Annotated in this window: 15 protein-coding genes and 1 pseudogene; 11 read left to right on the top strand and 5 right to left on the bottom strand. The window is 68.0% G+C overall.

Annotation, left to right across the window (positions count from 1 at the left end; all coding sequences use genetic code 11):
- Window positions 1-24: 24 nt before the first annotated feature.
- From F787_RS0107710 to amt, 3 genes are all read right to left on the bottom strand, one after another.
- The gene (locus F787_RS0107710) at window positions 25-597 is read right to left on the bottom strand and encodes a hypothetical protein (protein ID WP_028491823.1); all 573 of its coding nucleotides are present in this window, start codon (window positions 595-597) and stop codon (window positions 25-27) included.
- Window positions 598-680: 83 nt separating this feature from the next.
- On the bottom strand, window positions 681-2399 hold the full coding sequence (locus F787_RS0107705; RefSeq protein ID WP_042805783.1) for a bifunctional diguanylate cyclase/phosphodiesterase: 1719 nt from the start codon (window positions 2397-2399) through the stop codon (window positions 681-683).
- Between the two features lie 127 nt (window positions 2400-2526).
- On the bottom strand, window positions 2527-5451 hold the full coding sequence (amt, locus tag F787_RS16135; RefSeq protein WP_051246083.1) for an ammonium transporter: 2925 nt from the start codon (window positions 5449-5451) through the stop codon (window positions 2527-2529).
- 256 nt (window positions 5452-5707) lie between these two features.
- On the opposite strand from amt, the gene F787_RS0107695 reads away from it, so the two are divergent.
- The 10 genes from F787_RS0107695 (at window position 5708) to pmbA (ending at window position 18644) form a co-directional block, all read left to right on the top strand.
- Window positions 5708-6616 (top strand): LysR family transcriptional regulator, encoded by a 909-nt coding sequence (locus F787_RS0107695; protein WP_018870131.1) that lies wholly within the window; start codon window positions 5708-5710, stop codon window positions 6614-6616.
- 12 nt (window positions 6617-6628) lie between these two features.
- Window positions 6629-7375 carry a type 1 glutamine amidotransferase gene (locus F787_RS0107690; protein WP_018870130.1) on the top strand — a complete coding sequence of 249 codons (747 nt, stop codon included), beginning with the start codon at window positions 6629-6631 and terminating at the stop codon, window positions 7373-7375.
- Window positions 7372-7884, top strand: coding sequence for a hypothetical protein (locus F787_RS0107685; RefSeq protein WP_028491821.1), 513 nt, complete (start codon window positions 7372-7374; stop codon window positions 7882-7884). The genes F787_RS0107690 and F787_RS0107685 overlap by 4 nt, the downstream gene beginning before the upstream one ends.
- Window positions 7881-9014: an AI-2E family transporter gene (locus tag F787_RS0107680; RefSeq protein WP_019590761.1), complete on the top strand. Its 1134-nt coding sequence runs from the start codon at window positions 7881-7883 to the stop codon at window positions 9012-9014. Before F787_RS0107685 ends, F787_RS0107680 begins: the two co-directional genes overlap by 4 nt.
- Before the next feature lie 46 nt (window positions 9015-9060).
- Entirely contained in the window at window positions 9061-10524 is a 1464-nt protein-coding gene (gene rng / locus F787_RS0107675; RefSeq protein WP_019021328.1) for a ribonuclease G, read from the top strand.
- A 15-nt stretch (window positions 10525-10539) separates the two neighbouring features.
- On the top strand, window positions 10540-14439 hold the full coding sequence (locus F787_RS0107670; protein ID WP_304412512.1) for a YhdP family protein: 3900 nt from the start codon (window positions 10540-10542) through the stop codon (window positions 14437-14439).
- Window positions 14440-14474: 35 nt separating this feature from the next.
- On the top strand, window positions 14475-15305 hold the full coding sequence (locus F787_RS0107665; protein ID WP_028491819.1) for a carbon-nitrogen hydrolase family protein: 831 nt from the start codon (window positions 14475-14477) through the stop codon (window positions 15303-15305).
- 109 nt (window positions 15306-15414) lie between these two features.
- Window positions 15415-16854, top strand: a complete 1440-nt coding sequence (gene tldD / locus F787_RS0107660) for a metalloprotease TldD (RefSeq protein WP_019021325.1) — start codon at window positions 15415-15417, stop codon at window positions 16852-16854.
- 59 nt (window positions 16855-16913) lie between these two features.
- Window positions 16914-17174 (top strand): hypothetical protein, encoded by a 261-nt coding sequence (locus tag F787_RS0107655; protein WP_018870123.1) that lies wholly within the window; start codon window positions 16914-16916, stop codon window positions 17172-17174.
- A gap of 96 nt (window positions 17175-17270) precedes the next feature.
- Window positions 17271-18644, top strand: a complete 1374-nt coding sequence (pmbA, locus tag F787_RS0107650) for a metalloprotease PmbA (RefSeq protein ID WP_028491818.1) — start codon at window positions 17271-17273, stop codon at window positions 18642-18644.
- Here pmbA and F787_RS0107645 read toward each other — a convergent pair whose 3' ends face one another.
- Both F787_RS0107645 and F787_RS0107640 read right to left on the bottom strand, forming a co-directional pair.
- Window positions 18645-19571 (bottom strand): diguanylate cyclase, encoded by a 927-nt coding sequence (locus F787_RS0107645; RefSeq protein WP_028491817.1) that lies wholly within the window; start codon window positions 19569-19571, stop codon window positions 18645-18647.
- Window positions 19561-24643, bottom strand: a pseudogene (locus F787_RS0107640) (PAS domain S-box protein). Before F787_RS0107640 ends, F787_RS0107645 begins: the two are co-directional and overlap by 11 nt.
- A gap of 248 nt (window positions 24644-24891) precedes the next feature.
- Here F787_RS0107640 and F787_RS0107635 point away from each other — a divergent pair.
- The gene (locus F787_RS0107635) at window positions 24892-26178 is read left to right on the top strand and encodes a hypothetical protein (RefSeq protein ID WP_051246081.1); all 1287 of its coding nucleotides are present in this window, start codon (window positions 24892-24894) and stop codon (window positions 26176-26178) included.
- Window positions 26179-26200: the final 22 nt, after the last annotated feature.

The raw sequence follows: 26200 nt of genomic DNA, 5'->3' as shown, positions 1-26200 counted from the left end.
CGACGGGGGCGCCGGGGCAGCCGGTCAGTCCTCGTCGTCCTGACGGCGCTGCCGCATCTGCCGCAGCATCGCCTCCTGTTCGTTGAAGCTGGGCATGCGGCGTTTCCCCCCGGCATCGCGATCGCGGTCGTTGGCACCGGCGGGGCCCGGCTGGCCCGGGCGTTCGCCTTCCTTGACCTCCTGATATTCCTGCAGCTCGCGCTGGGCGTCCTCGTCGGAGGTGTAGCGTCCGCGATAGTCCTGCGGCGGGCGGTTGCCCTTGCGCAGAAAGGCCCGCATCCGCAGTTCCTTGTTGTAGCGCGTTACGCGACGGTCGATCCATATCAGATCGAAGGCCGCCAGCGCGGCGACCGGAGCCGCCGGGAGCAGCCACCAGAGTGCGGGTGCCAGGACGGCGAGGGCGGCGGTGGCCGCGCTGCCGGCGATGAACGCCACCGCACCGACGGGTTCGTGGAGATAGAAACGGTGCCCGCCGACGGGGAACAGCAGCCACGCGCCATAGGCCGCCGGCCGCGAGCGCATGGTACTGGCCAGCCGGGCGTTGACCGCCTGCAGCCCGCCACCTTCCAGATCGAGTTTCTTCCAGGCCTTGCTCATGCGGCGCAGTCTAGGGAAACGCCGGGCAATGTGCACATTCGCACTGGCGCCCCGGGTTTTCCGGAAGCCCCGTCCCCGGCTCCTCAGGTGGCCGGCGCCGGCGCCGGCGGCGAATTCGCGTGTGTCCAGCGGATCACGTCGTCCAGCGGCATTGGCCGGGCGATGCCGTAGCCCTGAACCGCATCGCAGCCCAGCTGGTGCAGCTCGCTCAGGGTCCCTTCGTCCTCCACGCCCTCGGCCACCACCTGCAGCCCGAGGTCGTGTCCCAGACCGATGGCCGCGCGGGTGATCTGGCCATCCACCCGCTGGTGCGCCATCTCCCTCACGAAGGCCTGGTCGATCTTCAGTGAATGCACCGGCAGGCGGCGCAGGTAGGCCAGCGAGGCCTGCCCGGTGCCGAAATCATCGATCGCGAGGGCGACCCCCGCAGCCTCGAGGTGGTCCAGCGCGGTCACGACCTCTTCCGGGTTGGCCATCACCGCACTTTCGGTGAACTCCAGCTCCAGGTCGCCGGGTTGCAGACCGGCGCGCTCGATGATCGCGAGGACATGCTCCGCAAACTCGGGATCGATGAAGTTGCGGGCCGACACGTTCACGCTGACCGGGATGTCGATACCGGCTTCGCGCAGTCGCCGGGTGTCGGCCGCCGCGCATTCCAGCAGCTCGCGGGTCAGCGGATGGATCAGCCCGGTCTGCTCGGCCTGAGGGATGAACTCGTCGGGCGGGACCAGCCCGTGCCGCGGGTGTTCCCAGCGCAGCAGGCCTTCCACTCCCAGCAGCCGGCCGTCGCCGGGATCGGTCTTGGGCTGGTACCACAGGTGCAGCTGGTCGCGTCCCAGGGCCTCCTGAAGTTCGCCCAGGCGCGCCACGGTGCGCCGCGAACGCTCGTCCTGGCGCGGGTTCCACTGGCGGCAGGTGTGCCCGCTGGTGCGCGCCTCGTGCATCGCCATCCATGCCCGGGTCAGCAGACGTCCGGGGTCGTCGTCTTCGCCGTCGGGGAAGGTGGCGACCCCGGCATGGGCACCCAGGTAAACCGGGATGCCGTGCAGTTCGAACGGGGTCTGCAGGCGTTCCACCGCCTGTCCGGTGATGGCCTGGCAGGGCGGCTCGCCGTTGCCCTCCAGGACCAGCACGAAGTGGTCGTCGTGAATATGGTAGAGCCGGCCGTTGCCCAGCCGGGCCGAGATCTGCAGTCGTTCCGCGATTGCCCGCAGCAGGGGATGCTCGGCCTCCAGGCCCAGTGCGCTGATGGTGTCCTCGTAGTTGTCCATGCGCAGGCTGGCGACCCGGGTGACGGACCCCGACCCTGGCCCCGGCTCGGCCCGTGCAGTCGCGAGCCGTTCGCGAAGGTCGTTTTCCAGTGCCTGGCGGTTAGGCAGTCCGGTAACCGGGTTGGTGAGGGCCTGGTTCACCAGCTGGCGGGCATGGCCGTGCAGCTGGGCGAACATCCAGCCGGTGGCGCCTCCCAGGAACACGTACAGCCCCATACGCGTGGTCCAGTTGAGCAGGGGCTGCATCTGTCCGGTGGTGGTGTCCATGGGCATGAACGGCCCCAGCGCCAGGCCCGCCAGCAGACCCAGGATTGCACCTCCGCGCGGGCCGAAGACCGCCGCACCGGCGAGGATCGGGATCAGGATGAAATTGAGATAGGCCGTGGCGGTTCCGCCGGTGCGCAGCACCAGCGCGACCACCGCCCCCATCTGGATCAGGATCAGCAGCAGCGCCGCCACGCGCCGGAACCCGGCGATCTCCTGCCAGGGTTCGGGGCGCCAGCGGGATTCGAGCAGGCGATGGATGTCCATGGAACTCCCCGGCCGGTGATTGCGGGGCGCGCGCGGACGCTCCCCCCGGTGCACGGCCACGTCCGTGCGGGGTTCGAGCATAGCCCATCGTCCCTGCCCCATGCTGGCGCGCCTGCGGTCGTGGCCGTTACTGCGGGAGGCGACCCAGCAGTTCTCGCATGGCCTCGTCCAGCGGCTGCCCCCCTTTGGGCAGCCAGACGGTCTCCTGCACCTGTCGGTCCTGATAGGGAGCCAGCGCCGTGGCGAGTTCCTGGCGGGCGATGGGCTTGGTCAGGAAGTCCGCCGCTCCCAGTACGTTACCCAGTTCCGGTTCATCCACCATGGTCAGCATCACCACGGGGATATCCGCGGTTTCCGGCGCGGCCTTGAGCTGGCGCAGTACCTCCCAGCCATCCATGCCCGGCATCATCACATCCAGGGTGATCGCTCGGGGACGCAGGCGGGCGGCCAGCCTGAGGGCTTCTTCCCCGTCGCGGGCGACCACGGGACGAAAACCCTCGCGTTCCAGGAAACGGCGAATCAGATCCCGGGCCATGGGATCGTCGTCCACCACCAGCACCCGGCGATCGGTTTCGCTGGTGGTTTCCGGCTCGCCCATGTCGACCAGGGTCTGTTCTGCCCGCTGAGAGGACACATCCCGTGGCAGGGTCACGGTGAAACAGGAACCCTCGCCAGGGGTGCTCTCGAGGGTGATCTGGCCCCCCATCATGTCGACGAAGTGGCGGCAGATGGTCAGGCCCAGGCCCGTGCCCCCGTATTTCCGGGTGGTGGAGGCATCGGCCTGGGAAAAGGGCTGAAACAGCTTGCCTTTTTCTTCCTCGGTCATGCCGATGCCGGTATCGCGGACGCGAAACCGGATCCAGGCCCCGTCCTGGTTGTCCACGTCCTCTACCTGCAGGGTGATCCGGCCCTGCTCGGTGAATTTGGCGGCGTTGGAGAGCAGGTTGAACAGCACCTGGCGGGTCTTGGTCTGGTCGGCGTGCAGCAAGCCGATATCTTCCGGGCAGTCCAGCACCAGCTCGCTGCCGTTTCGTTTGACCAGCGGCCTGACCACGTCCCCGACGGCGCGGACCTGGTCGCGCACGTCAAAGGACTCCAGATAGAGCTCCATCTTGCCCGCTTCGATCTTGGACAGGTCCAGGATGCTGCCAATCAGTTCCAGCAGGTGGGTGCCGGAGTTATGAATCCGCTGCAGATCCTCCTTCGGGGCTTTGGAGCGATCGTCTTCCAGCAGGTCCTCCAGATCCTCCATGAGCATCTCGCTGTAGCCGATGATGGCGTTCAGGGGGGTGCGCAGTTCGTGGCTCATGTTGGCCAGAAAGGCGCTCTTGGCATGGTTGGCCTCTTCGGCGGCCTCCTTGGCTTCGCGCAGTGCCGCCTCGGCCCGTTTGCGTGCACTGATGTCGTGGAAGCTGAGGGTGTAGAAGGCCTCGTCTCTCCCGCCCGAGCGCGTCACGCTGGCTTCCAGGGTCAGGGGAGTGCCGTCCGAGGCCAGACCGCGCACTTCCTGCCAGCCCCGGTCCCTGAGCCCGTCCACCACCGCCTGCGCGCCACCCCCCGCGCCCAGCAGCGCATTGACGGGCATCCCCTGGAAACGCCGTTCGCCGTACCCGAACAGCCGGGCGGCGGCCGGGTTGGCGCTCAGTACCTCCAGCGTGTCGCTGCGTACCGTCAGAATGGCGTCGCGGGCGGTTTGCACGATGGTCTCGGTACGGCGTACGGCCTTTTCCAGGCTGTCCATGACCCGGTTGTACAGCCGCGCGATCTGCCCGATCTCGGTGAAGGGTTCCACCGGAACCCGGCGGGAGAGGTCCCGGGAGCGGGCCTGGTCGGCCATGGCGTCCAGCAGGGTGACCAGCTCGTTGCGCTCGTCATGTTCCGAGACGTTCAATCCCTGATCCTCGTCGTCGGGGGAGACTCGCAGCGGGGTATGGCGATTGATCAGGCGGAGCAGGAGATAACCCAGGCCGAAGGCCCAGAGACCGGCGGCCGCGACCCCCAGGGCCTGGACCCCCAGTTGCGACCAGAAGGCGAGTCCGGTCGCCAGTTGCACCGGATCACCGAACAGGGCCACCGCCAGGGTCCCCCAGATACCTGCGGCCAGGTGAACCGGGACGGCGCCGATGGCGTCGTCAATGTGCCATTTCAGCAGCAGATGGCGGGCACTCACCATGACCGCTCCGGCGATCGCGCCGATGACCACCGCCTCGGCCGCGTTCACCGCATGGGCGCCGGCGGTGATGCCTACCAGCCCGGCCAGCGCCCCGTTGATCAGGGTGGTGATGTCGTGGCTGCGGAATCGCCACCAGGTCAGCAGCAGCGCCCCCGCGCCACCGGCGGCGCCCGCCACCAGGGTGTTGGCAATGATGCCGGGGACGTCCTCGTTGAGGGCGAAGGTGCTGCCGCCATTGAACCCGAACCAGCCGATCCAGAGGAACAGCGTGCCGAGTACCGACAGGGACAGATTGCTGCCGGGGATGTGAACCGGGCGGCCCTGGTCGTCGAAGCGCCCCCGCCGGGGACCGATGATCAGCAGGGCTGCCAGGGCCACCCAGCCGCCGATGCTGTGCACCACGGTGGAACCGGCAAAGTCCACGAACCCCAGACTGGTCAGCCAGCCCGCGTCGTGCCAGCTCCAGTGGCCGAACAGGGGATAGATGAGCCCGGCCACGACCAGGGTGATGGCGATGTAGCCCATGAAGCGGGTGCGTTCTGCCGTGGCCCCGGAGATGATGGTGGCCGCCGTGACGCAGAACATGGTCTGGAAGATGAAAAAGGCGACAAAGTCGGGGGAGTGGCCATCCCACTGCATGAAGAAGTGTTCGCTGCCGACCCAGCCGCCCATGCTGCCGCCGAACATCAGGGCGAAGCCGAAGCCCCAGAACATGAGTGCCGCCACGGTAAAATCGGCCAGGTTCTTGGTGGCCACGTTGATGCTGTTCTTGGTGCGGGTCATGCCCGCTTCCAGCGCGGTAAAGCCTCCCTGCATGAGGAATACCAGGGCGGCGCAGATGAGGATCCAGAGCAGGTCAACGGCTTCTTGCGGTTGCACGGGGCGGTACTCCGATGGCGGACAGGGCCCATGGAGCAAATCGCAGGCCAATGGTGCGGGTTATCATGATCGGGACTGCAGCGGCGGGTAATGTGCCGCCCGAAGGCGCATTTAATGGCCCGACGGGTGGGCACCGGAGGAGGTCGGGTTCCGGCTTTCACGCACGCCCCCGGTGCGTCCGTGCCTTGTCCTGGTGCGCGATTGTTGTGTGTTCCCCGAAATGGTGCTCCCGACGGAGCGTGGAGGAGTGGAGTCGATGGCCGATCGACGCTTGCAGGTGTTTCTGACGGTGGCGCGGCAGCTGTCCTTTACCCGCGCCGCGGAGATCCTCCACATGACCCAGCCGGCGGTGACCTTTCAGGTCCGCCAGCTGGAGGAGCAGCTGGACGCGCGGCTGTTCGATCGCAACCACAACCGGGTGGCCCTGACCGAAGCCGGGGAACTGGTGCGGCGTTACGCCGAGCGGATCTTCGATACCTACGGCGAGATGGAAGCCGCCCTGCGCGAGCTGAAGGGGGCCGCCGGGGCCCTGGTGATCGGCGCCAGCACCACGGTGGCCGAATACATGCTGCCGTCGCTGTTGGGGGCGTTTCGCCGTGCGCATCCGGAGATCGGCATCCGCCTGCGGGTGGGCAACACCGGGATGGTGGTGGGCATGGTCGAGGAAGGCAGCGTGGACCTGGGTATCGTCGAGGCGCCGGTGACCCATCGCAGTCTGGAGGTGCAGGCCTGTTTCAGTGACCGTCTGCAGCTGGTCGTACCGCCCGACCATCCGCTCGCCGGACACGACAGTGTCGGGGTGGAGGCCTTCATCGACGCCCCATTCATATGCCGTGAGGAGGGTTCCGGGACCCGCGAGGTCATCATGGAGTACCTTGGGCAGGCCGGGTACGACCGCAACGCCCTGCGCGGCTGCATGGAACTGGGCAGCCCCGAGGCCATCAAGGGGGCCGTGGCCGCCGGTATGGGGGTCTCGGTGCTGTCCGAGGCCGTGGTGGCCAAGGAACTGGCCCTGGGCGAACTGGCGGCGATCCCGCTCGATCCCGCGCTGGAACGGCCCATCTCGCTGGTCCATGCGCGACAGAAATTCCGGGTGCCGACGCTGGAGGTGCTCAAGCAGTTCCTGCAGGACTACTGCCGGCCCGGCCCCGACATGCCCAAATAAGGACAAAGTGCGATGAAGAACTACTGCGTAGTACAGCACACCTATTCCGAGTTCCTGGCCCTGATCGAGGCCCAGCTCGAAAAACGCGACATTGGATTCTCCTACTACCGCCCCTTCGTCGGGCAGGACCTGCCCGGCTCGGCGGCCCAGTTCGACGGCCTGTGGCTGCTGGGCGGGGCCTGGCCCACGGCGGACCGCGAGAACAACCCGCAGGTCCCGGACGAACTGTCCCTGATCGACATCTTCCGCCGCTCGCAGCGCCCGGTGGTCGGTCTTGGCATGGGCGGACTGCTGGTGGCCGAGCAGGCCGGAGGTACGGCCAGCGAGGAGCCGCCCTACGTGGCGCGCTTCACCACCGCCCACAAGACCGCGGCCGGCGAGGGTGACCCGGTGGCCGAGGCGGTGGACGGCCACCGCGTGCTGCAGCTGCACCACGGCTCGGTGGAGCTGCCCGAGGGTCTGGAGCCGATCATGGTGGATGATGATGGCCAGTGGCTGATGGTGCGGCCCGACGAGCTGACCTATGGCATGCTGTTCCGTCCGGAGGCCAAACCCGGGATGCTCGAGGATATCCTGATGGAGGGCGACCACAATCCGCCGCCGAACATGGGCGAACTGCTCGGCGAGGCGCGCATGGAATGGAACCAGATGCAGCAGGTCACCGACGAACTGCTCGTTGCTCTGGTCAAGCAGCTGTCGCTGATGCAGGAGCGGCGCAAGATGCCCGTGTTCAGTCTGCAGATCGAGGGTGATGGATGATCCCGCCGAAGGGCTCGACGGGCGCCGGCCTGCCCGGGGACCTCGGGCAGGTCCTGGCCGGAGGCCAGGGCGGGCGGCGGCGTGACGCGACCACCGAGGCAATCGCCGAGGTGGCCGCGCGCCTGTCCGAAGCCGACCGGACGAGCCTGCTGAAATTCGCGCGTTTCCTCGAATCCCAGGGCGATGGCGCGGGCGAGGAGTCCGGTGACATCGCCGCGGGGTCCGAACCCGAGCCGGCCGGCGTGCCGGAACCCGAGCCCATCCCGCGGCCCGAGGGCGAGTCGGTGATCAAGGCGATGCGCCGGCTGACCGCCACCTATTACATGCTGGACCGCGGCAAGCTGCTCAACGAGGCCTCGTCCTTGATGGCCCAGCACGTAATGCAGGGTCGCGAGGCCGAAGAGGTCATCGACGAACTGGAAACGGTATTCTGGTCGCACTATCAGGCCAGGGTGCAGGCCGAGGACCCGCATCGCGGCGGCAACGACAAGGACAGCCCGACGTCATGATCGACATGCTCCGCCAGTGGTACCGGCGGCACTTCACGGATCCGCAGGTGGTGATCCTGGCCATGCTGTTGCTGGCCGGGTTCCTGGTGATCGTGTTCGCCGGGCGCATCCTTGCGCCGCTGCTGGCGAGCGTGATCATCGCCTATCTCCTGGAAGGGGCAGTGGCCAAGCTGCAGCGCCTGCGGGTGCCGCGCATCCTCGCGGTGATACTGGTGCTGCTGGGAGCACTGCTGGCCACGCTGGCCGCGCTGTTCAGCGTGGTGCCGCTGATGTCGCAGCAGGTGACCCAGCTGGTGCGCGAACTGCCGGGCATGATCTCCGAGGGGCAGAAACTGCTGCTGCAGCTGCCGGAGCGCTACCCCCAGCTGATCACCGACGAACAGGTGTTCGAGCTGATGGGCGCGATCCGCGCCGAGGCCACCCAGCTGGGACAGCAGGTGGTGACGTTCTCGCTGGCCTCCGCACGCCACCTGGTGGATGTGGTGATCTACCTGATCGTGGTCCCGCTGATGGTGTTTTTCATGCTCAAGGACCGTGACCAGATCCTCGGCTGGATCCGGGGGTTCATGCCTCGGGATACCCATCTGGCCAGCGAGGTCTGGGGCGAGGTGAACGTGAAGATCGCCAGCTACGTGCGTGGCAAGTTCATCGAGATCCTGATCGTCTGGGTGGTCAGCTTCACCACGTTCAACTGGTTTCAGCTGGAATACGCGGTGCTGCTGTCGTTCATGGTCGGCATCTCCGTGATCATCCCCTACATCGGTGCCGCGGTCGTGACCATCCCCGTGGCGGCGGTGGCATATTTCCAGTTCGGCCTCAGTTCCGAGTTCGCCTGGGTGCTGGTGGCCTATGGCGTGATCCAGTTCCTCGACGGCAACGTGCTGGTGCCGCTGCTGTTCTCCGAGGTGGTCAACCTGCATCCGGTGGCGATCATCGCCTCGGTGTTCATCTTCGGCGGGATCTGGGGCCTGTGGGGCGTGTTCTTCGCCATCCCGCTGGCCACCCTGGTGCATGCGGTGATCAAGTCCTGGCCGCGGTCCCTGCCACCCGGATCGCCGCCGGGCGATCCGCCGCCGTCCGACGGGGACGCGGATCCTGCCGCAGCGACCCCCGCGCGCGACTCCGCCTGAGGCGGAGTCGCGTTCCTTTTTCGTACACGCCGACCAAAGACCCCGCATGACCGGAACCGAACTGCTGATGAACGTCACGCCCCAGGAGAGCCGTGTGGCCCTGGTCGAGAACGGCGTGCTGACCGAACTGCACATCGAGCGCGCGCGCCAGCGGGGCATCGTCGGCAACATCTACAAGGGGCGCGTGGTGCGCGTGCTGCCGGGGATGGATGCCGCGTTCGTCGAGATCGGTCGCGACCGCACCGCCTTTCTGCATGCCTCGGACGTCATCTCGCGCAACGAGGACGAGGGGCGGGGAAGCGAAGGGATCCGCGATCTGCTGCACGAAGGGCAGGAGCTGCTGGTGCAGGTGACCAAGGACCCGATGGGTTCCAAGGGCGCGCGCCTGACGACCTACATCACCGTGCCGGCCCGTCACCTGGTGTTGATGCCCAACCAGAACAATGTCGGGGTCAGCACGCGGATCGAGGACGATGCCATGCGTGCCCGTCTGCGCGAACAGGTCGAGGCCCTGCGCGACGAACTGGCCCCGCAGCACGGCTTCATCGTGCGTACCGCGGCGGAGCTGGCGGACCACGAGGCCCTGGGTACCGACACCGCATTCCTGAAGAAGATCTGGGACAGCCTGCAGGAAGCCGCGCGCAGCGCGCCCGCCGGGACCGAGGTGTACGCCGACCTGCCGCTGGTTCAGCGCATCCTGCGCGACATGGTCGGGGTGGACCTGGAACGGGTCCGCATCGATTCGCGCGAGACCTACCAGAAGATCGTCGATTTCTCCCGGCGCTATCTGCCGGAGCTGACCGAACGCATCGAGCACTACCCCGGCGAGCGGCCGATCTTCGATCTGTTCAACATCGACGAAGAGATCCAGCGTGCGCTGGAGCGCAAGGTCGAGCTGAAATCCGGTGGCTACCTGATCTTCGATCAGACCGAGGCGATGACCACGGTGGACATCAACACCGGCGGCTTCGTCGGCCACCGCAAGCTCGAGGAGACCATCTTCAAGACCAACCTGGAGGCGGCTCAGGCCATCGGTCGCCAGCTGCGCCTGCGCAATCTCGGCGGGATCATCATCATCGATTTCATCGACATGCAGGACGACGAGCACAAGCGCCAGGTGATCCGCGCGCTGGAGAAGGCGCTGGAGCGCGACCACGTGAAGACCCAGATCTGCGATGTGTCGCCGCTGGGGCTGGTGGAGATGACCCGCAAGCGTACTCGCGACAGCCTCGAACACCAGTTGTGTGAGCCCTGTCCCACCTGTGGCGGCCGGGGCTATCTCAAGACGGCCGAAACCGTGTGTTACGAACTGTTTCGCGAGATCCTGCGGGAAGTGCGCCAGTACGATGCCCGCGAGCTGCGGGTGCTGGCCTCGCAGAGCGTGATCGACCTGCTGCTGGACGAGGAGTCGGCGAGCCTGGCAGAGCTGCAGAGCTTCGTCGGCATCCCCATCCGTTTCCAGGTCGAAACCCTCTATACCCAGGAGCAGTTCGACGTGGTGTTTGTCTGAGGGAGGTCGTCCAGCGTGAATGCAGCGGAGCGAACCGGGTACGCCTGGAACAGGCTGCGCACGATCGCTCGGGGGCTGCTGCCTGCGCTGCTGGTCGTGGTCCTGCTGCTGATGCTCGTGCTGCTGGGCCTGCGGCTGTTCCTGCCGCACTGGGACGGGTTGCACGAACGCCTGGAAACGGCCGCTTCCGAAACCTCCGGCATGCAGGTGCGGGCCGAGTCGGTGGAGCTGGGCTGGCGCGGCTGGACCCCCGAGCTGGTGGTGCGCGGGGTGCACGTGGTCGATGGCGATGCCGAGCCCCTGGAGGTCGAACGGGTCGGGGCCACCCTGGATCCGGTGGCGTCGTTGCGCGCGTGGGCGCCCCGCCTGCGGCTGCAGGTCATCGGCATGGAGGCCCGTCTGGTCCGCCAGGCGGACGGGCGGGTCACGTTCCATGGCCACACCATGGGCACCGGCGAGGGCGCGGTGCTGGAACATGCACTGGAGGCCTGGCCGGAGTTCGATGGCGAGGCGATCTCGCTGGTGTGGGACGACCGTGTTGCCGGTATCACGTCGGCCGCCCGGCTGGAACGTCTGAGTTTTCGCAGCGCCGCGGATGGCGACGGCCTGCTGCGGCTGGCGGGCGCCCTGGACCCGGAGGCCGCCGGAAGCTTCGAACTGGGCGTCCGGATCCCGGCGTCCGCCGCCCGCGATGCCCGGTTCTTCCTCGAGGGCCAGAGCCTGGAGATCGCTCACTGGGCACCCTGGCTGGCGTATCTCGGCCTGCCGGCGATCGACGGCACCAGCGGGGCGCGGATCTGGGGTGACCTGGAAGACGGTCGCCTCACCCGCCTGCGCGGGTTCCATACCACCCGGCTGAACGGCGACGAGGACGCGCGCGAGCGCGAACTCGGACACCGCTTCGACTGGCATGTGGACGATGCCTGGCACCGCTCCGCCTGGACCGGCACGCGGCCCGGTTCCGGCGACCTGCGCATGCGCTATCGCCTGGAGACGGGTGCGCAGGGCGCCGTGGTGGACCGGCTGGAGCTGGCCGCGCGCGGGCTGGATGCCGACGTCTATGCCCCGTTCAAGCCTTTGCTGGATCATGCGGCGCCCGCCCTGGCGGACCCTGTGGCGCGCCTGCGTCCGCGCGGCCGCCTGGCGGAGGGCAGGCTGGTGGCGCGGCGCGACGACGACCGTCTGCGGATCCGCGAAGCGGAGCTCGATCTGCGCTCGTTCAGTCTGCGCACCGATGGCGACTGGCCGGGGGTGCGTGGCCTGGATCTGCGTGCATGGTGGGACGCGGAGACCGACGAGGCCGGCGCCACGTTCGATGGCGAACACCTGCGTGCGGAGTTCCCGCGGTTGCTGGGGGACGAAGTCCTGTGGCTGGACCGCCTGCGCGGCGAGCTGCATGCACGACGGCATGCGCCGGACGACTGGACCGTGGCCGGGGAGGGGCTGGAGGTCCGGGCCGAGCAGGGGGCCGCCTCACTGCGCGGCGAACTGCGCCTGGATGGTCACGAACAGGGGCCGCTGCTGGCCATGGCGATGGACATTCATCATGCCGACGGGGCCTACGCCGCTCGCTATCTGCCCGAGCGCTATCTCCCGGCGACCACCTATCAATGGCTGGCGCGCAGCATCGTCGACGGTCGGGGGACCGGCGGGGGCATGGCCTACCGGGGTCGCCCGCGCGAATTCCCGTTTGCGGACCACCAGGGCGTGTTCGATCTGTGGGCCGATATCGAGGATGGAGTGCTGGACTATCAGGAGGGCTGGCCGCCGGCGGAGGAACTGGCGGGGCGTCTGTGGTTTCGCAACGAGGCCTTCCGCACCGAGGGTGCGCGGGCCCGCATCCTCGACACCCGCATCACGCGCGGCGATGTCACCGTGACCGACATGACCGGCGAGCCCGATCTCGAACTGGATGCGTCGGCCGACAGCAACGCGGCGGATCTGCTCGCATACCTGCGCCGGGCCGGGCTGGGCGACGAGCTGGCGGAGCTGCGCGACGGGGCCGAGGCCGCCGGTCCGGCCGGTCTGGACCTGCAGCTCCTGCTGCCGCTGGACAGCGATCGCATGGATGACCTGCGGGTGGCCGGGCGGCTGCGGCCGCAGGGGCTGGACCTGAACGTGCCGCAATGGCCGGTCGCACTGGATGGACTGCGCGGCGAGATCCGTTTCGATACCGCGGACCGGGTGCATGCCGAGGGGCTGGAGGCAGGGGTGCACGGCGAACGGGTGGCCCTGGACGTCGACTGGCCGCTGGACGGCGAACGCGCCCGGCTGGGGCTGCGTGGTCCGCAGCCACTCGAGCCCTGGCTGGAGGGGATCCCGGAACTGGCGGCCCATGCCAGTGGCCGCGCCCACTGGGATGCGGAACTGAGCCTGGGGGGCGGGATGGACGGGATGCGCCTGGATCTGCGTTCGGATCTGGAGGGCGTGGCCATCGACTGGCCCGACCCGCTGGGCAAGGCGGAGGATCAGCGACGCGATCTGACCGTCTCCCTGCCGCTGGACAACCGGCGGCCAGCGGTGGGGGAGCTGGGTCTGGGTGATGTCCTGCACGCGCGGCTGCGCCTGTTGCCGCAGGACGAACAGCGGCCGGCGCTGCAGGCGCTGGCGCTGGGCCTGGGGCGAGCCGCCGGCGATCCGCCCGGTCTGCCCTCGCAGGGCGCCGTGGTCGAAGGGCATTTTGCCGAGCTCGACGCGGGGGCCTGGGCGCGGGCCCTGCAGGCGGCGCCCTGGGCGGGCAACGTGCAGGTGGCCGGCCCCGGCGCCGACGCCCCGGAGGAAGCGGTCACCGGCGTGCCACTGAATCGCGTGGTCCTGCTTGTGGACGAAGCCCTGCACTGGGATGACCTGAGTGTGCCCGCGACCCGACTGCGCGCGGTACGCGACCCCGGTGGCTGGCAGGTGGAAAGCCGCTCCGAATGGCTCGCGGGGACCCTGGGCTGGCGCTATGGTCTGAGCGATCGGCGGGATCACCTGCAGCTGGAGCTGGAACGGGTGCACCTGCCCGAGCTGGAACTGGGCGGACCGGACGCCGATTCGCCCCCCGAAGAGACTCCGGCAGCGGAGGGGGTGAGCGATCCGCGCAACTGGCCGTCGGTGCGGCTTGCCCTCGACAGTCTGCGTCTGGGCGATTACCGTTTTGCCGACATCCGTGGTGACCTGATCCCCGATGCCGACGGTCTGGCCCTGCGGGACCTGGTGCTGCGCAGTCCCGAGCCGGGAATCCGTGCGGCCGGCCGCGGCGGCTGGCATGTGGATGCCGGGGGGCGAGGCCGGAGTCGCCTGGAGCTCGATCTGGAGGGCGATGACTGGGGGCAGGGGCTGGATTCCAGCGGGCTGACCCGCGCCCTGCGTGGCGGCGAGGGGAACGCCGAGGTGCAGCTGGAATGGCCCGGCGCTCTGTTCCGGCCGAGCCTGGCGCGCCTGCAGGGAGCCATGGAACTGACCCTGAGCGATGGCGAGCTTGCCGATGTCGAGCCCGGCGCAGGGCGGCTGCTGGGTCTGGTGAGCCTCGACCTGCTGCCGCAGCGGTTGCGTCTGGATTTCCGCGACCTGTTCGTCGAGGGCCTGGCCTTCAGCGAACTGCAGGGCAATGCCCGGCTGGCGGACGGCGTGCTGCATGTGCCGGAGCTCGGTCTGGAGACCGCCTCCGCGGCGATCCGGGTGCGGGGCGACACCAACCTCGTGGCACGCGAATACGACCAGGAAATCGTGGTCGTACCGCGACTGCGTACGGCACTGCCGATCGCGGGGGCCCTGCTGGGCGGCCCGGTAACCGGAGCCGCAGTGCTGCTGCTCGAACGCGTGCTGGGTATCGGCGATCAAATGGAAGAGGCGGCCCGGGTGGAGTATCGCGTGACCGGGCCGTGGGAGCGGCCGCGGGTGGAAACCCGGGTGGAACCGGCAGAGGACTGAACACTGATGAATCGGAATCACGACAAGGAGCGCGCATGACACCGGTGGCCGCCATTCAGATGGCATCCGGGACCCAGCCGCAGGCCAATCTGGCGGATGCCCGCCGGCGCATGGCCGAGGCGGCGGAGCAGGGCGCCCGCGTACTGGTGCTGCCGGAGAACTTTGCCTTCATGGGGATGCAGGAGACCGATGTCCTCGACATCGCCGAGGCCCCCGATGGTCAGGGCCCGCTGCAGCGTTTCCTGGCCGAACAGGCGCGCGCCCTGGGGGTGTGGATCGTGGGTGGGACGGTGCCGCTGCAGGCCCCCGACGGTGAACGCGTGCGTTCGGCCTGCCTGGTGTATGACGACCGCGGCGAGCTCGCGGCCCGTTACGACAAGATCCACCTGTTCGACGTGCACCTGCCTGACAACAACGAGGCCTATACCGAGTCGCGGGTGTACCAGCCCGGTGATGAGGTGGTTACGGTGGACACCCCCGCCGGTCGCCTGGGACTGGCGATCTGCTACGACCTGCGTTTCCCCGAGCTGTTCCGCGCGCTGCTGGACCAGGGCGCGGAATGGCTCGCTCTGCCGTCGGCGTTCACCGCGCAGACCGGCCAGGCCCACTGGGAGGTGCTGCTGCGGGCCCGCGCGGTGGAAAACCAGATGTACGTGGTGGCCGCGGCCCAGGGCGGTTTCCACGTGAACGGTCGCGAGACCTGGGGGCACAGTGCGGTGATTGACCCCTGGGGCCGCGTACTGGGGGAGCTGGGGCGCAACCCCGGGGTCCTGCTGGGGGAGATCGACGGCCGCGAGGTGGAACGCATGCGGACCGTGTTCCCGACCGTCTCGCATCGGCGTCTGGGTTGTGCCATTCCGGAGTGAGCCTGCCGGAGCGCGTGCGGGGTGCGAGAGCCCCCGCGGCTCGCGGGCTTGAAAGCGTTGCCCGGGCCCCAAGCATCATACTGACGAAAACGACCCAATCGAGGGATGCATGATCGACAACCTGGCCCGACAGACCCTGCTGGATCCCGCCGGTCTCGGCGAGTCCGAACTCTCCCGCCTGGTCGGAACGACCTTCGGCCAGGGCATCGACGGCGGTGACTGCTATTTCCAGTTCGCCTGCCAGGAGGGCTGGTCGCTGGAGGACGGGATCGTCAAGTCGGCGAGCTTCAACATCGAGCGCGGCGCCGGCATTCGCGTAGTGCGCGGCGAACAGACCGGCTTCGCGTATTCCGACGATCTCGCGATGCCCGCCCTGCTGGAGGCGGCGGGCACCGCGCGCAGCATCGCCCGAGCGGGCCAGAGCGGCGGCATGGCGGTGCAGGGGCGCACGCCCTCGCGCGAGCTTTACGTGCCCGACAACCCCATCGACTCCCTCGGCGAGCAGGAGAAGATCGACCTGCTCAAGGAGGTTGACGCCGAGGCCCGCGCCGCCGATCCGCGCGTGACCCAGGTGATGTGCTCGCTGGCCGGCTCGCGCGAGGTGGTGATGGTGCTCAACGCGCGCGGCGAGCTGACCACTGACGTGCGCCCGCTGGTGCGTCTGAACGTCCAGGTAATCGTCGAGCAGGGCGGACGCCGCGAATCGGGCAGCTCCGGCGGCGGCGGCCGCTTCGGTTATCGCCAGTTGATCGAGAACGGTCAGGCCGCTGCGCATGCGCGCGAGGCGGTGCGTCAGGCGCTGGTGAACCTCGAGGCGGTGGATGCCCCGGCCGGCAGCATGAAAGTGGTCCTCGGTCCGGGCTGGCCCGGCGTGCTGCTGCACGAGGCGATCGGCCACGGCCTGGAAGGCGACTTCAACCGCAAGGGCACCTCCGCCTTCGCCGGACGCATTGGCGAACGGGTCGCGGCCGAGGGCATCACCATCGTCGACGACGGCACGCTGGCCGGGCGCCGCGGCTCGCTCAATGTCGATGACGAGGGTAATCCGACCGAGGAAACCGTGCTGATCGAGGACGGCATCCTGCGCGGCTACATGCAGGACGAGCTCAACGCGCGCCTGAGCGGCACGCAGACCACCGGCAACGGTCGGCGCGAGTCCTACGCCCATCTGCCCATGCCGCGCATGACCAACACCTACATGCTGGGCGGTTCCGCCGATCCCGAGGAGATCATCGGTTCGGTGGAAGACGGCCTGTATGCGGTCAATTTCGGCGGCGGTCAGGTGGACATCACCTCCGGAAAGTTTGTGTTTTCGGCTTCGGAGGCCTATCTCATAGAGAACGGAAAGGTGACGCGGCCGGTGAAGGGTGCGACCCTGATCGGTAACGGTCCGGATGTCCTGACCCGCGTGTCGATGGTCGGCAACGACATGCAGCTCGACCCCGGCGTGGGTACCTGCGGCAAGGAGGGGCAGGGCGTGCCGGTGGGCGTGGGCCAGCCCACGCTGCGCATCGACGGCATGACCGTCGGGGGCACCCAGGCGGCATGACCCGGCAGCGTCCGGGGCGTCACCGGACCGGATCTGGCGAGCAAGAAAAGGAGAGCCGCATGAATACCGATTTTCTGGAACAGGAACGCTCCCTCCCGGAAGGCCACGGCCACGACAAGGTGGTGCAGTGGCACGTGTTCCGGGCCCGCGACAAGGCCGAGGAATTCGCCCGCCACGTCAATCTGGGCGAGGGCCAGGAGCTGATCGGCGGCTGGACCCGCGACAGCGTGGGCATGCTGTACTGGGTCGGCGTGCACGTGGATGACCTCGAACGCTGGGGCAACGTGGGCGCGGTCCACAAGCACGGCGCGCGCGTCTAGTCCGTCCTCGACACGGGGTCCGTGCCCGCCCCTGGTGGGGCGGGTGCGGACCCGTGGTTTTTTGTCTCCCCCATCGAACAACCGACCGGAATCCGCATGAGTCAACGTCCCGCAGTCGAGACCCCCGAAGCCGCCGCCCAGGCGCTGTCGCACAGCCCCGAATCCCTGCGCGCCCGCGTGCAGCAGGCGCTGGAGGAGGCAAAGAAGCAGGGGGCCACCGATGCCCAGGTGGTCGTCAGCCACAGCGTGGGTCTGGACCTGGGGGTGCGCAAGGGCGAGATCGAGACCCTGGAGCACGAACGCGACCAGAACCTGTCGCTGATCGCGCATTTCGGCCAGTCCAAGGGCGCGGCATCGACCACCGATTTCAGCGAGCAGGCCCTGCTCGACACCGTCGAGGCGGCCTGCCGCATCGCCCGCTATACCGAGCCGGATCCGTATGCCGGCATGCCGTCGATCGCCTTCAAGGCAGTGGACTGGGAAGATCTGGACCTCGATCACCCCTGGGAGCTGTCCATCGCGCAGGCCACCGAGCTGGCGCAGCGCACCGAACAGGCCGGGTTCGACGCCGAGTCGCGCATCGAGAACTCCGAAGGCGCCTCGGTGAATACCCGCCGCGCGATGGCGTTCCTCGGCGACACCCAGGGCTTCATGGGCGGCTATCGCAGCACCCGCCATTCGCTGTCCTGCGCCCTGGTGGCGCGCGGCGATGACGGCATGCAGCGCGATTATGCCTACAGCGTCAGCCGCCGCGCGGCCGATCTGGGCATCCCCGAGGACATCGGGCGCGAGGCGGCGGAGCGCACCGTGCGCCGGCTGGGCGGGGAAAAGCTCTCCACCCGCAGCTGCCCGGTGCTGTTCGCCCCGGAGATGGCGCGCACCCTGATCGGCAGCTTCACCCGCGCGATCTCCGGCCCGGCCCAGTTCCGCGAGAGCTCGTTCCTGCTGAACGCCCTGGACGAACGCATCTTCCCCGAATGGATGCGCATCGAGGAGCGCCCGCTGACCCCGCGCGGGCTGGGCAGCGCGCCGTTCGACGGCGAGGGCGTGCAGACCCGCAACCGGCCGCTGGTGGACCGCGGCGTGCTGCGCAGCTACACCCTCGACAGCTACGCCGCCCGGCGCCTCGGCCGCGAGACCACCGGCAACGCCGGCGGCGCGCGCAACGTGACGGTGCGTCTGGGGACGCTGGACGCCCCGGGCATGCTGCGCGAGATGGGCACCGGACTGCTGGTGACCGAGCTGATCGGTCAGGGCGTGAATCCGGTGACCGGCGACTACTCGCGCGGCGCGGCCGGGTTCTGGGTGGAAAACGGCGAGATCGTCCATCCGGTGGAGGAGATCACCATCGCCGGCAACCTCAAGGACATGTTCCGTGCCATCGTCGCCACCGGTTCCGACGTCGACTATCGCGGGAACATCCGCACCGGCTCCATCCTGATCGAGTCGATGACCGTCGCCGGGGAATAATCAACCCCGCACGCAGCAGCGGTTGCGTCCGGCTTTCTTGGCCTGGTACAGAGCGTCGTCCGCCCGCGCGAGCACCGACTGCGCGTCGGCTCCGGGTTCTCCGACGGGGTCGAGGGTCGCGGCCCCCAGGCTCACGGTCACCACCGGGCTCGCAGCGGAATATCCATGCGGAAAGGCCAGCTCCTCAACCGCGTTTCTCAGTTTCTCGGTGACCTCCAGCGCACCGGATGTCGGCGTCCCGGGGAGCATGGCCACGAATTCCTCGCCGCCATAACGGCACAGGGTGTCCCCGGGCCGGTTCAGCGTCCGCGCAAGTGTTTCAGCGACTTTCTGCAGGCAGCGATCCCCGGCCCCGTGCCCGTAATGGTCGTTGAAGGCCTTGAAGTGGTCGATGTCGAGCATGATCAGTGACAGGGGTTCCCCGTCGCGCTGACTGCGGCGGGTCTCCCGGTCCAGGTGCTCGTCGAAATAGCGACGATTGGGAACGCCGGTGAGGCCGTCGAGCATTGCGTACTGTTCCAGCAGGTCGGTCCTGCGCTTGAGTTTCACGTGCGTGTTGACTCGGGCGCGGACGATCGCCGGGCTGAACGGCCGGGCGATGTAGTCCACGGCGCCCAGGTTCAGTCCGTGCTCTTCGTCGCGCGCGTCGTCGAGTGCCGAGACGAAGATGACGGCGATGTTGCTGGTGTGCGGGTCTTCCTTCAGGCGTCGACAGACCTCGTAGCCGTCGATGCCGGGCATCTGGATGTCCAGCAGGATCAGGTCGGGGCGCTCCGGGGCACCCTCTGCGGCCAGCGCCAGGGCCTTCTCGCCGTTGTTCGCAACCCGAATGCGGTAATCGTCCTTCAGCAGGTTTCCCAGCGCCTGGATGTTGGCCGGCTCGTCGTCGACGACCAGGAGGGTCGGCTTCGGCTCGTCATGGTTCATGTGATGTTCCTTGATCAGGACTTTCAGGGCATCAGTTCGTCGAGGCGTTGCAGGGCCTCGTCGAATGCCATCCGTTCCACCTGCGCCTCCAGAGCGTCGCAGTCCAGCCCGCGGCCGCGCAGCCATGCCAGGGCCTCGCGCAGGGTTTCCTCTTCGACCAGTTCGCTGGCTTCCAGTTGCTGGCGCAGGGTGGCGACCGCGTGCACTGAACCAGCCGCATTGTCTTGTGCAATGTCGGGAAGGTCTGCGAGCGATTGCGCGGCTTCCCGGAATGCGGTTTCCAGCCGATGTATGAGCCCGGCGGACACCGGGTCGCCGTCCTTGATCAGGCGGTCGATCTGTTCGGCCAGGGACTGCAGGGTCGTGGCGGCGAGGGTACCGGCGACCCCCTTCAGGTTGTGCGCGAGCCGGTGCGCCTCGTCGTCCCGCGAGGCGCGCAGGTGGTCGATCAGCGGCTCGTAATCAGAGACCAGTCGGTCCCGGAAGTTGTGCAGCTGCCGGGAGTAAAGGGCCGCATCGCCGCCGAAATGCCGCAGGCCCCTTGCCGGGTCGAAGCCCGGCAGCGTGGCGGGAAGAGCAGGGGAGGAAGAGTCTTCCTCTTCTGCGCCGGGCGTGGGCTCCGTTGTGGATGCGTCGAGATGGGTCGCGAGTGCGGCGTAGAGTTCGGTGCTGTCGACGGGTTTGCCGAGGTGTCCGTTGACCCCGGCATCCCGCGCGCGTTGGCGGTCTTCTTCCATGACCGCCGCCGAGAGGGCCAGAACGGGGCCCGTGTAGCCATCGGCCCGCAGGCTCCGGGTTGCATCGAAACCGTCCATTACGGGCATCTGCAGATCCATCAGTACCAGATCGGGCTTCTCCGCGCGCACGGCCTCGACCGCCTCGGCGCCGTTGTCGGCTGTGGTTACGCGGGCGCCGGTTTTTTCAAGAAGCTCCCTGCCCACTTCCTGGTTGATCTCGTTATCTTCCACCAGCAGCACACGATGGCCGCCCAGCTTCGGCACCCGGGCTGCCTGCGGAGCACGATCAGGGGGGCCGCCACCTTCTGCCCGCACCAGGGCATCGTAGAGTGATGAGGCGGTGATCGGCTTGGCCAGGTAGTCGGTGGTCAGCCCTTCAGGCAGGGTGATTTCATCCCGGGCGTAGGCGCTGACCATCAGGATCGGGGGCCGCGTCCGCTTTAGTTCGCCGCGCTGGCGCAGGCACTCGAGGGCTTCGCAGGTCTCGCTGCCATTCATGCCGCCCGGCATCATCCAGTCCATCAGGATGAAGTCGAACGGCTCGCCGCGGCGTTCCGCCGCCACCACCTGCTCGACGGCGGCCTCGCCACTGTCGGCCTCCTCGGTGAAGTAATGGCAGTGGTGCAGGAGTTCGCGCATGATCTGCCGGGCACTGGCCTGGTCGTCGACGATCAGCACCCGGCGGCCCGTGGTCTCGGGGCACTCGACAATCGCCTGTCGGTCCTGGCCCAGCGGCAGGGTCAGGGTGAAGGCGAAGGTGCTGCCCTCGTCGGGGACCGACTCCACCTCCAGTTTGCCGCCCATGGCCTCCACCAGGCGTCGGCTGATCACCAGCCCCAGGCCGGTGCCTCCGTACTTGCGGGTGGTAGAGGTGTCGCCCTGGCTGAAGGGGTGGAACAGGCGGGCGAGCTGCTCCTCGCTCATGCCAATACCGGTGTCGCGTACAAAAAAGCGCAGGGTGGCCTGGCCATCCGTCACCGGCCCGGTCGCGCGGATCCCGAGCTCCACTGTCCCGCCGCGCTCGGTGAACTTGGTCGCATTGGCGAGCAGGTTGCCGAGCACCTGGGACAGGCGCAGGTCGTCGCCAACCAGGGCGCGCGGCAGGTCGGGCTGGATGTCGTAGAGCAGCTCCAGTCCCCCGGCGTGGGCTTTCTCGCCGAACAGCGTCGCCATCTGCTCGACCACCTCGCCGAGTCTGAAGTCGCGCGCTTCCAGCTCCAGCTGGCCGGCCTCGATCTTGGAGAAGTCGAGGATGTCGTTGATGAGGCCGAGCAGCATCCGCGAGGATTGCTGGATCTTGTGCACCTGATCGCGCTGTTTCGCGTCCAGCTCGGTCTGTTCCAGCAGCTGGCTCAGGCCGATGACCGCGTTCATCGGCGTGCGGATCTCGTGGCTCATGTTGGCCAGGAACTCGCTCTTGGCGCGGCTGGCCCGCTCCGCCTGCTCGCGTGCCTGCTCGGACTGCTGCTGGGCCTGCTTGATCTCGGTGAGGTCATCGTAGACCGCGACGATCTCGCCGGAGGAGAGGCGGAAGATCCGGTTCTCGCGCCAGCCGGCGATGCGCTCATCGTGGTACTGGGAGATCGGCAGCAGCTCCGGCTCCCCGGTCCGCGCCACCCGCTGGAAGGCCTGCAACAGCCCCATCTCGCGGACACCGGGGAAGCATTCGGTGAGCCGATGTCCGATGACCGAGTCGCGGGTGGTCCGGTCCATCTGCGCCGCCGCGGGATTGTAGTCGATGAACACGAAGTCCTCGCCGTCGTCCACCGGGCGGTAGACCGCCACCCCGCTGCCGGTCTGCTCGAATATGCCGGCGAAGCGCTCCCTGGATTCGCGCAGGGCCTGTTCCGCATTCCGGCGGTCGGTGACGTCGCGGATCAGACAGGCGAAACGTCCGCGCTCCGGCTGGAAGGCAGTGGTGGAAAAGTACCGCCCAAGCTCGGCGGCATAATCCTCGATGCTGCAGTTCTCCCCGGTCAGTGCGACGTGTCCGAAGTTTTCGATCCAGTGTGATTCGACCCCGGGAAGGATTTCGCGCACACGCCGGCCGACCGTCGTTTCGGCTTTCAGTCCGGTGAGTTGCTCGAATGCGGGGTTGACCGCGAGATAACGGTAATCCACCGGGTTCCCGTCGTCGTCGCAGATGATCTCGTGCAGAGCGAAGCCGTCCTGCAGCTCGCGGAACAGGACCTCGTACTGTTCTTGCGCATGCTGCTGTTCTTCCAGCAGGCGGATCTTGTTCCGCGCCAGCTCGACCAGGCCGGCAACCGAGGCGAGAAAACCGAGTTGCTGTTCGTCCGGTTCCGGCTGACGGTCCAGCCAGTTGAGGACCAGCAGATGGAAACCGCTCTGGCGAAAACCGAACGGATACCACAGCAGGGTTCCGATACCCATTTGGTCGTGCAGGATGCCGGTCGCGCCGTCCGCAACCAGGCTCGGGTGGGGCGCGTCTGCATGGCTGTTCATCCAGCCCTGGCGGTTACGCATCTCGCGCAAGCCGTTGCCGAATACTGCCAGCGGGTAGGTGCCGATCGACGGCGTGATGGCAGGCCGTTCGGGATTGAGCCATTCCTCCCGGCCGGTGACCAGCTCGCGTTCGAAATCGATGTCGTAGACCAGCGCCCGGTCGGCACCCAGGGCCTCGCCCAGACTGCGGCAGGTGGTCTTCAGGATCGCACCGACATTATCTTCTGCGGCAATGGTATGGGCGATGGCGTCCACGGCCGCCCGGTGCCGACGCGTTGTCGACTCGATCTCGGCGGCGCGGGCCTCGGCCTGCTTCTGTTCGGTGATGTCGAGGATGAAACCGTCCAGCCAGGCGACCCCGCCCTGTTCGTCACGCACGGCGATGCCCCGTTCCTGGGCCCAGCGAATGGAGCCGTCGCGATGCCGGACCCGGTACAGGGTCTCCCAGGGCCGGTCGTCGGCGACGGCCTCCGCGACGGTCTGGTCGACCCGGTCGGCATCGTCGGGGTGGATCAGCTGTGCGTACGAGACGACGGTGTTATTGATCAGCTCCGCTGCGTCATAACCCGTCAGCGGGTCGGCTGCCCGGCTCATGAAGAGCATGGTCCAGGCGTCATCGTACAGGCAGCGGAAGGTGATCCCGGGGATGTTCTCCACCAGCGAGGCAAACTGGTTGCGTGCGTCTTCCAGTTCCTGGCGGGTCCGTTCGATATCGGAGATGTCCTGGATGATCGACCAGATCACCTCGCGTCCGTCCGGCGTCGTGGTCCTGAAGCCGTGGAGCAGGACCGGGTAGCGTGAACCGTCCTTGCGGATGTACTCCTTCTGGAACGGCCCGTAGCGGCCGGTGCGCTGCATCGATTCGAGCATGGCCTGTTCGTCGGCCATGTACTCTTCGGGAGTGACCTCCCAGTAGCTCAACTGCAGGAACTCCTCCCGGGTGTAGCCGGCCGGCTCGTGGATGGCGGCATTGACGTCAAGAAAATCGCCGGTGGCGAAGTCGTTCATGGCGATACCGACCGGGGAGAGCTCGAACAGTCCGCGGAATTTCTCTTCCTCGGCGGCGAGCCGCTGGCGGTTCGCCTCTTCCTCCGTGACGTCACGGTTGACCCCGACGACCCGGGTGGCCTGGCCGGCACTGTCCCGGATGACCTGGGCCTGACCGTGCAGGGTGCGGATGGAACCGTCATCGGTCCGGCGGATGGTGATCCGGAGGTCGAATGGTGCGTCGGATTCCACGGCGGCTTCAAAGGCGGCCACCGCCACTTCGCGCGATTCCGGTGTCAGGGCCCGGGCCCAGTCCTCGAAGGTATTCCCGAACTCGGCGGGGTCGACGCCGTAGAGGCGGAACATGCCGTCGTCCCATCCCAGGTGGCCGCTGGCCATGTCGTAGTCCCAGATCCCCAGGTCGGCCGATTCGGTGGCGAGACGCAGGCGTTCGCGGCTGCGTTCCAGCGCGACTTTGGCCGTTTTCTCGGCCGTGATGTCGCGGAACACGGCCAGAAAGAGGGTCCGCTCCTCGAACGGCAAAAGAACCACCGAGACGCGGACATCGATGATCGTGCCGTCCTTGCAGCGGTGCCGGGTCACGAAGTCGTCCCGCCCCTGCCCAAGGATGGTCCGGATGTGCGCTTCGGTCTCCTCCGGTGTCTCCTGCGCCTCGTAATCGGGGATGCGCAGTTCGGCGAACTCCTCGGCGCTGTAGCCCAGCTGCTCGTGGGCCAGCCGGTTGAACTGTACCGGCAGGCCGCTCTCCGGATCGATCAGCACCGTGGCATCGGGGTAGAGCTCGAACAGGGTGCGGAACCGCTCCTCGCCCGAGGTCGAGGCCTGCGCAGAACTGCCGTCATCGAGGGGAGGGGTCGTCATGCCGGGATGCACGCACTGGCTGGATGTGACGAAAGTCTCGCGCATTCCGGGGCCGGTTGCGAGAGCCCGCTCGTGGTGGTTGGTTCCTCTCCGATCATGGGGGGCGTCGGCGATGAGGTTCCGGCAGGATGGGGAGACATCACCGGAGAGGAGGAAGGGACATGCAGGATGCATCAGTGAGGCAGCGCAGGTTCGGACGGCATGCGGGGGTTTTCGCCACGGTTTTCGGCCTGACGACGGGGGGCGCGATGGCCGGACCGCCGCAGGACATGGGCGAGGCCGCCACCGATTTCGTGGAGGCGGAGGGCTACCAGCGCTTCGCGAGCGAGGAGGTTCCGGAACTGCTGCGCGAGCGGCTGCCGCCCGAGCAGCGCGAATCGGTGCGGCCGTTCGAACGGGCCGGGCCGTGGACCGTGCCCATTCTGTTGCTGGAAGGCCACGAGGGCCCGGCGGAACCCGCGCGCTACCGGATGCAGGCGGGCTTCGAGTGGATGGAGGGCAGTCCGCCCGGGCGGATGCGGGATCTGCATTTCGTGCAGATCGACCGTTTTGAACCTTCGGACGAGGACGCCGGCGACGGTAACGACGGCGGGGCGTGGGACGGGGTCTCCTGGCGCATGGTGATGAGCCCGATCCAGGGGTTCCCGGGGCACGTGGTCGCGGCCTCGCGCCGGAGCCTGGACGCATCGGCCATCGAACAGGCCCGCTGCCTCGAGCAGGCCTGTACCGATCCCGAACCTCTGGGTGATCGGGTCACGCAGTGGCGTGACAACGGCGAGGAGCTGTGGGATTTCGTCCCGCCATCGCTGCCCTCAACGCCGGAAGGCGGTCCGGACCCGGCATTCCTGCTGGGGTCCCTGCTGGAGACCCGGCCGGGACAGCTGGAGGCCCGCGAGAGCGTCGGCTTCGCCGAGCCGTTCGCCGAAGCGGTGGTGGAGGTCGGGCTGGAGGAGCCGGGCGGCGTGGAGGTCCTGCTGCGCGACGGTGACCTGATGGACCACGAGCTGGAGGCGATCTGGCAGCGCCTGAGCGTCGGGCCGGACGCACAGGTCCGCACCGCCTGGGCGGTGGACCGGCGCCCGCCGCCGCCATGGCTGGAGGAAGATGACGCCCCGGATGCCGCCCCGGACGACCCAAACGACGCCGGGAAGGACGGGCGGGATGCCGAGCACGGCAAGGGTGGCCAGCCCGCCGGTGCACTGCAGGGTTCGTGGCGTGCGGCGCTGGTCGAGGGTGACGTGCCACTGGCGTATTTCAGCCTGTTCCACGGCCGCGGCGAGACCCGTGCGCAGGGCGATTTCCTGATGGGCAATGCCCGCGGGCCCGGGCTGGACGGGGCCAGCGGTGATCTGGATTCGGTGGAGCTTGCCGCAGACGGGGACCGCGTGGAACTGGTGTGGAACCCGACCCCGGACCAGCAGGAGAGCTATCACCTGGAGCTCGAACGCCTGGATGCGGACACTTGGGAGGGCCGCTTCCATGCGGCGCGCTATCCGCACGAACATGCGGTGCGGATGACGCGTCGCGGGGACTGAGACGGCCGGCCGGCGACGAGCG

Origin of the sequence: Thioalkalivibrio sp. ALE19, from assembly GCF_000428605.1 — a bacterium.
Taxonomy (GTDB): domain Bacteria; phylum Pseudomonadota; class Gammaproteobacteria; order Ectothiorhodospirales; family Ectothiorhodospiraceae; genus Thioalkalivibrio.
Note: the sequence above shows the minus strand (reverse complement) of the source record. Positions and strands in the feature narration are given on the sequence as shown.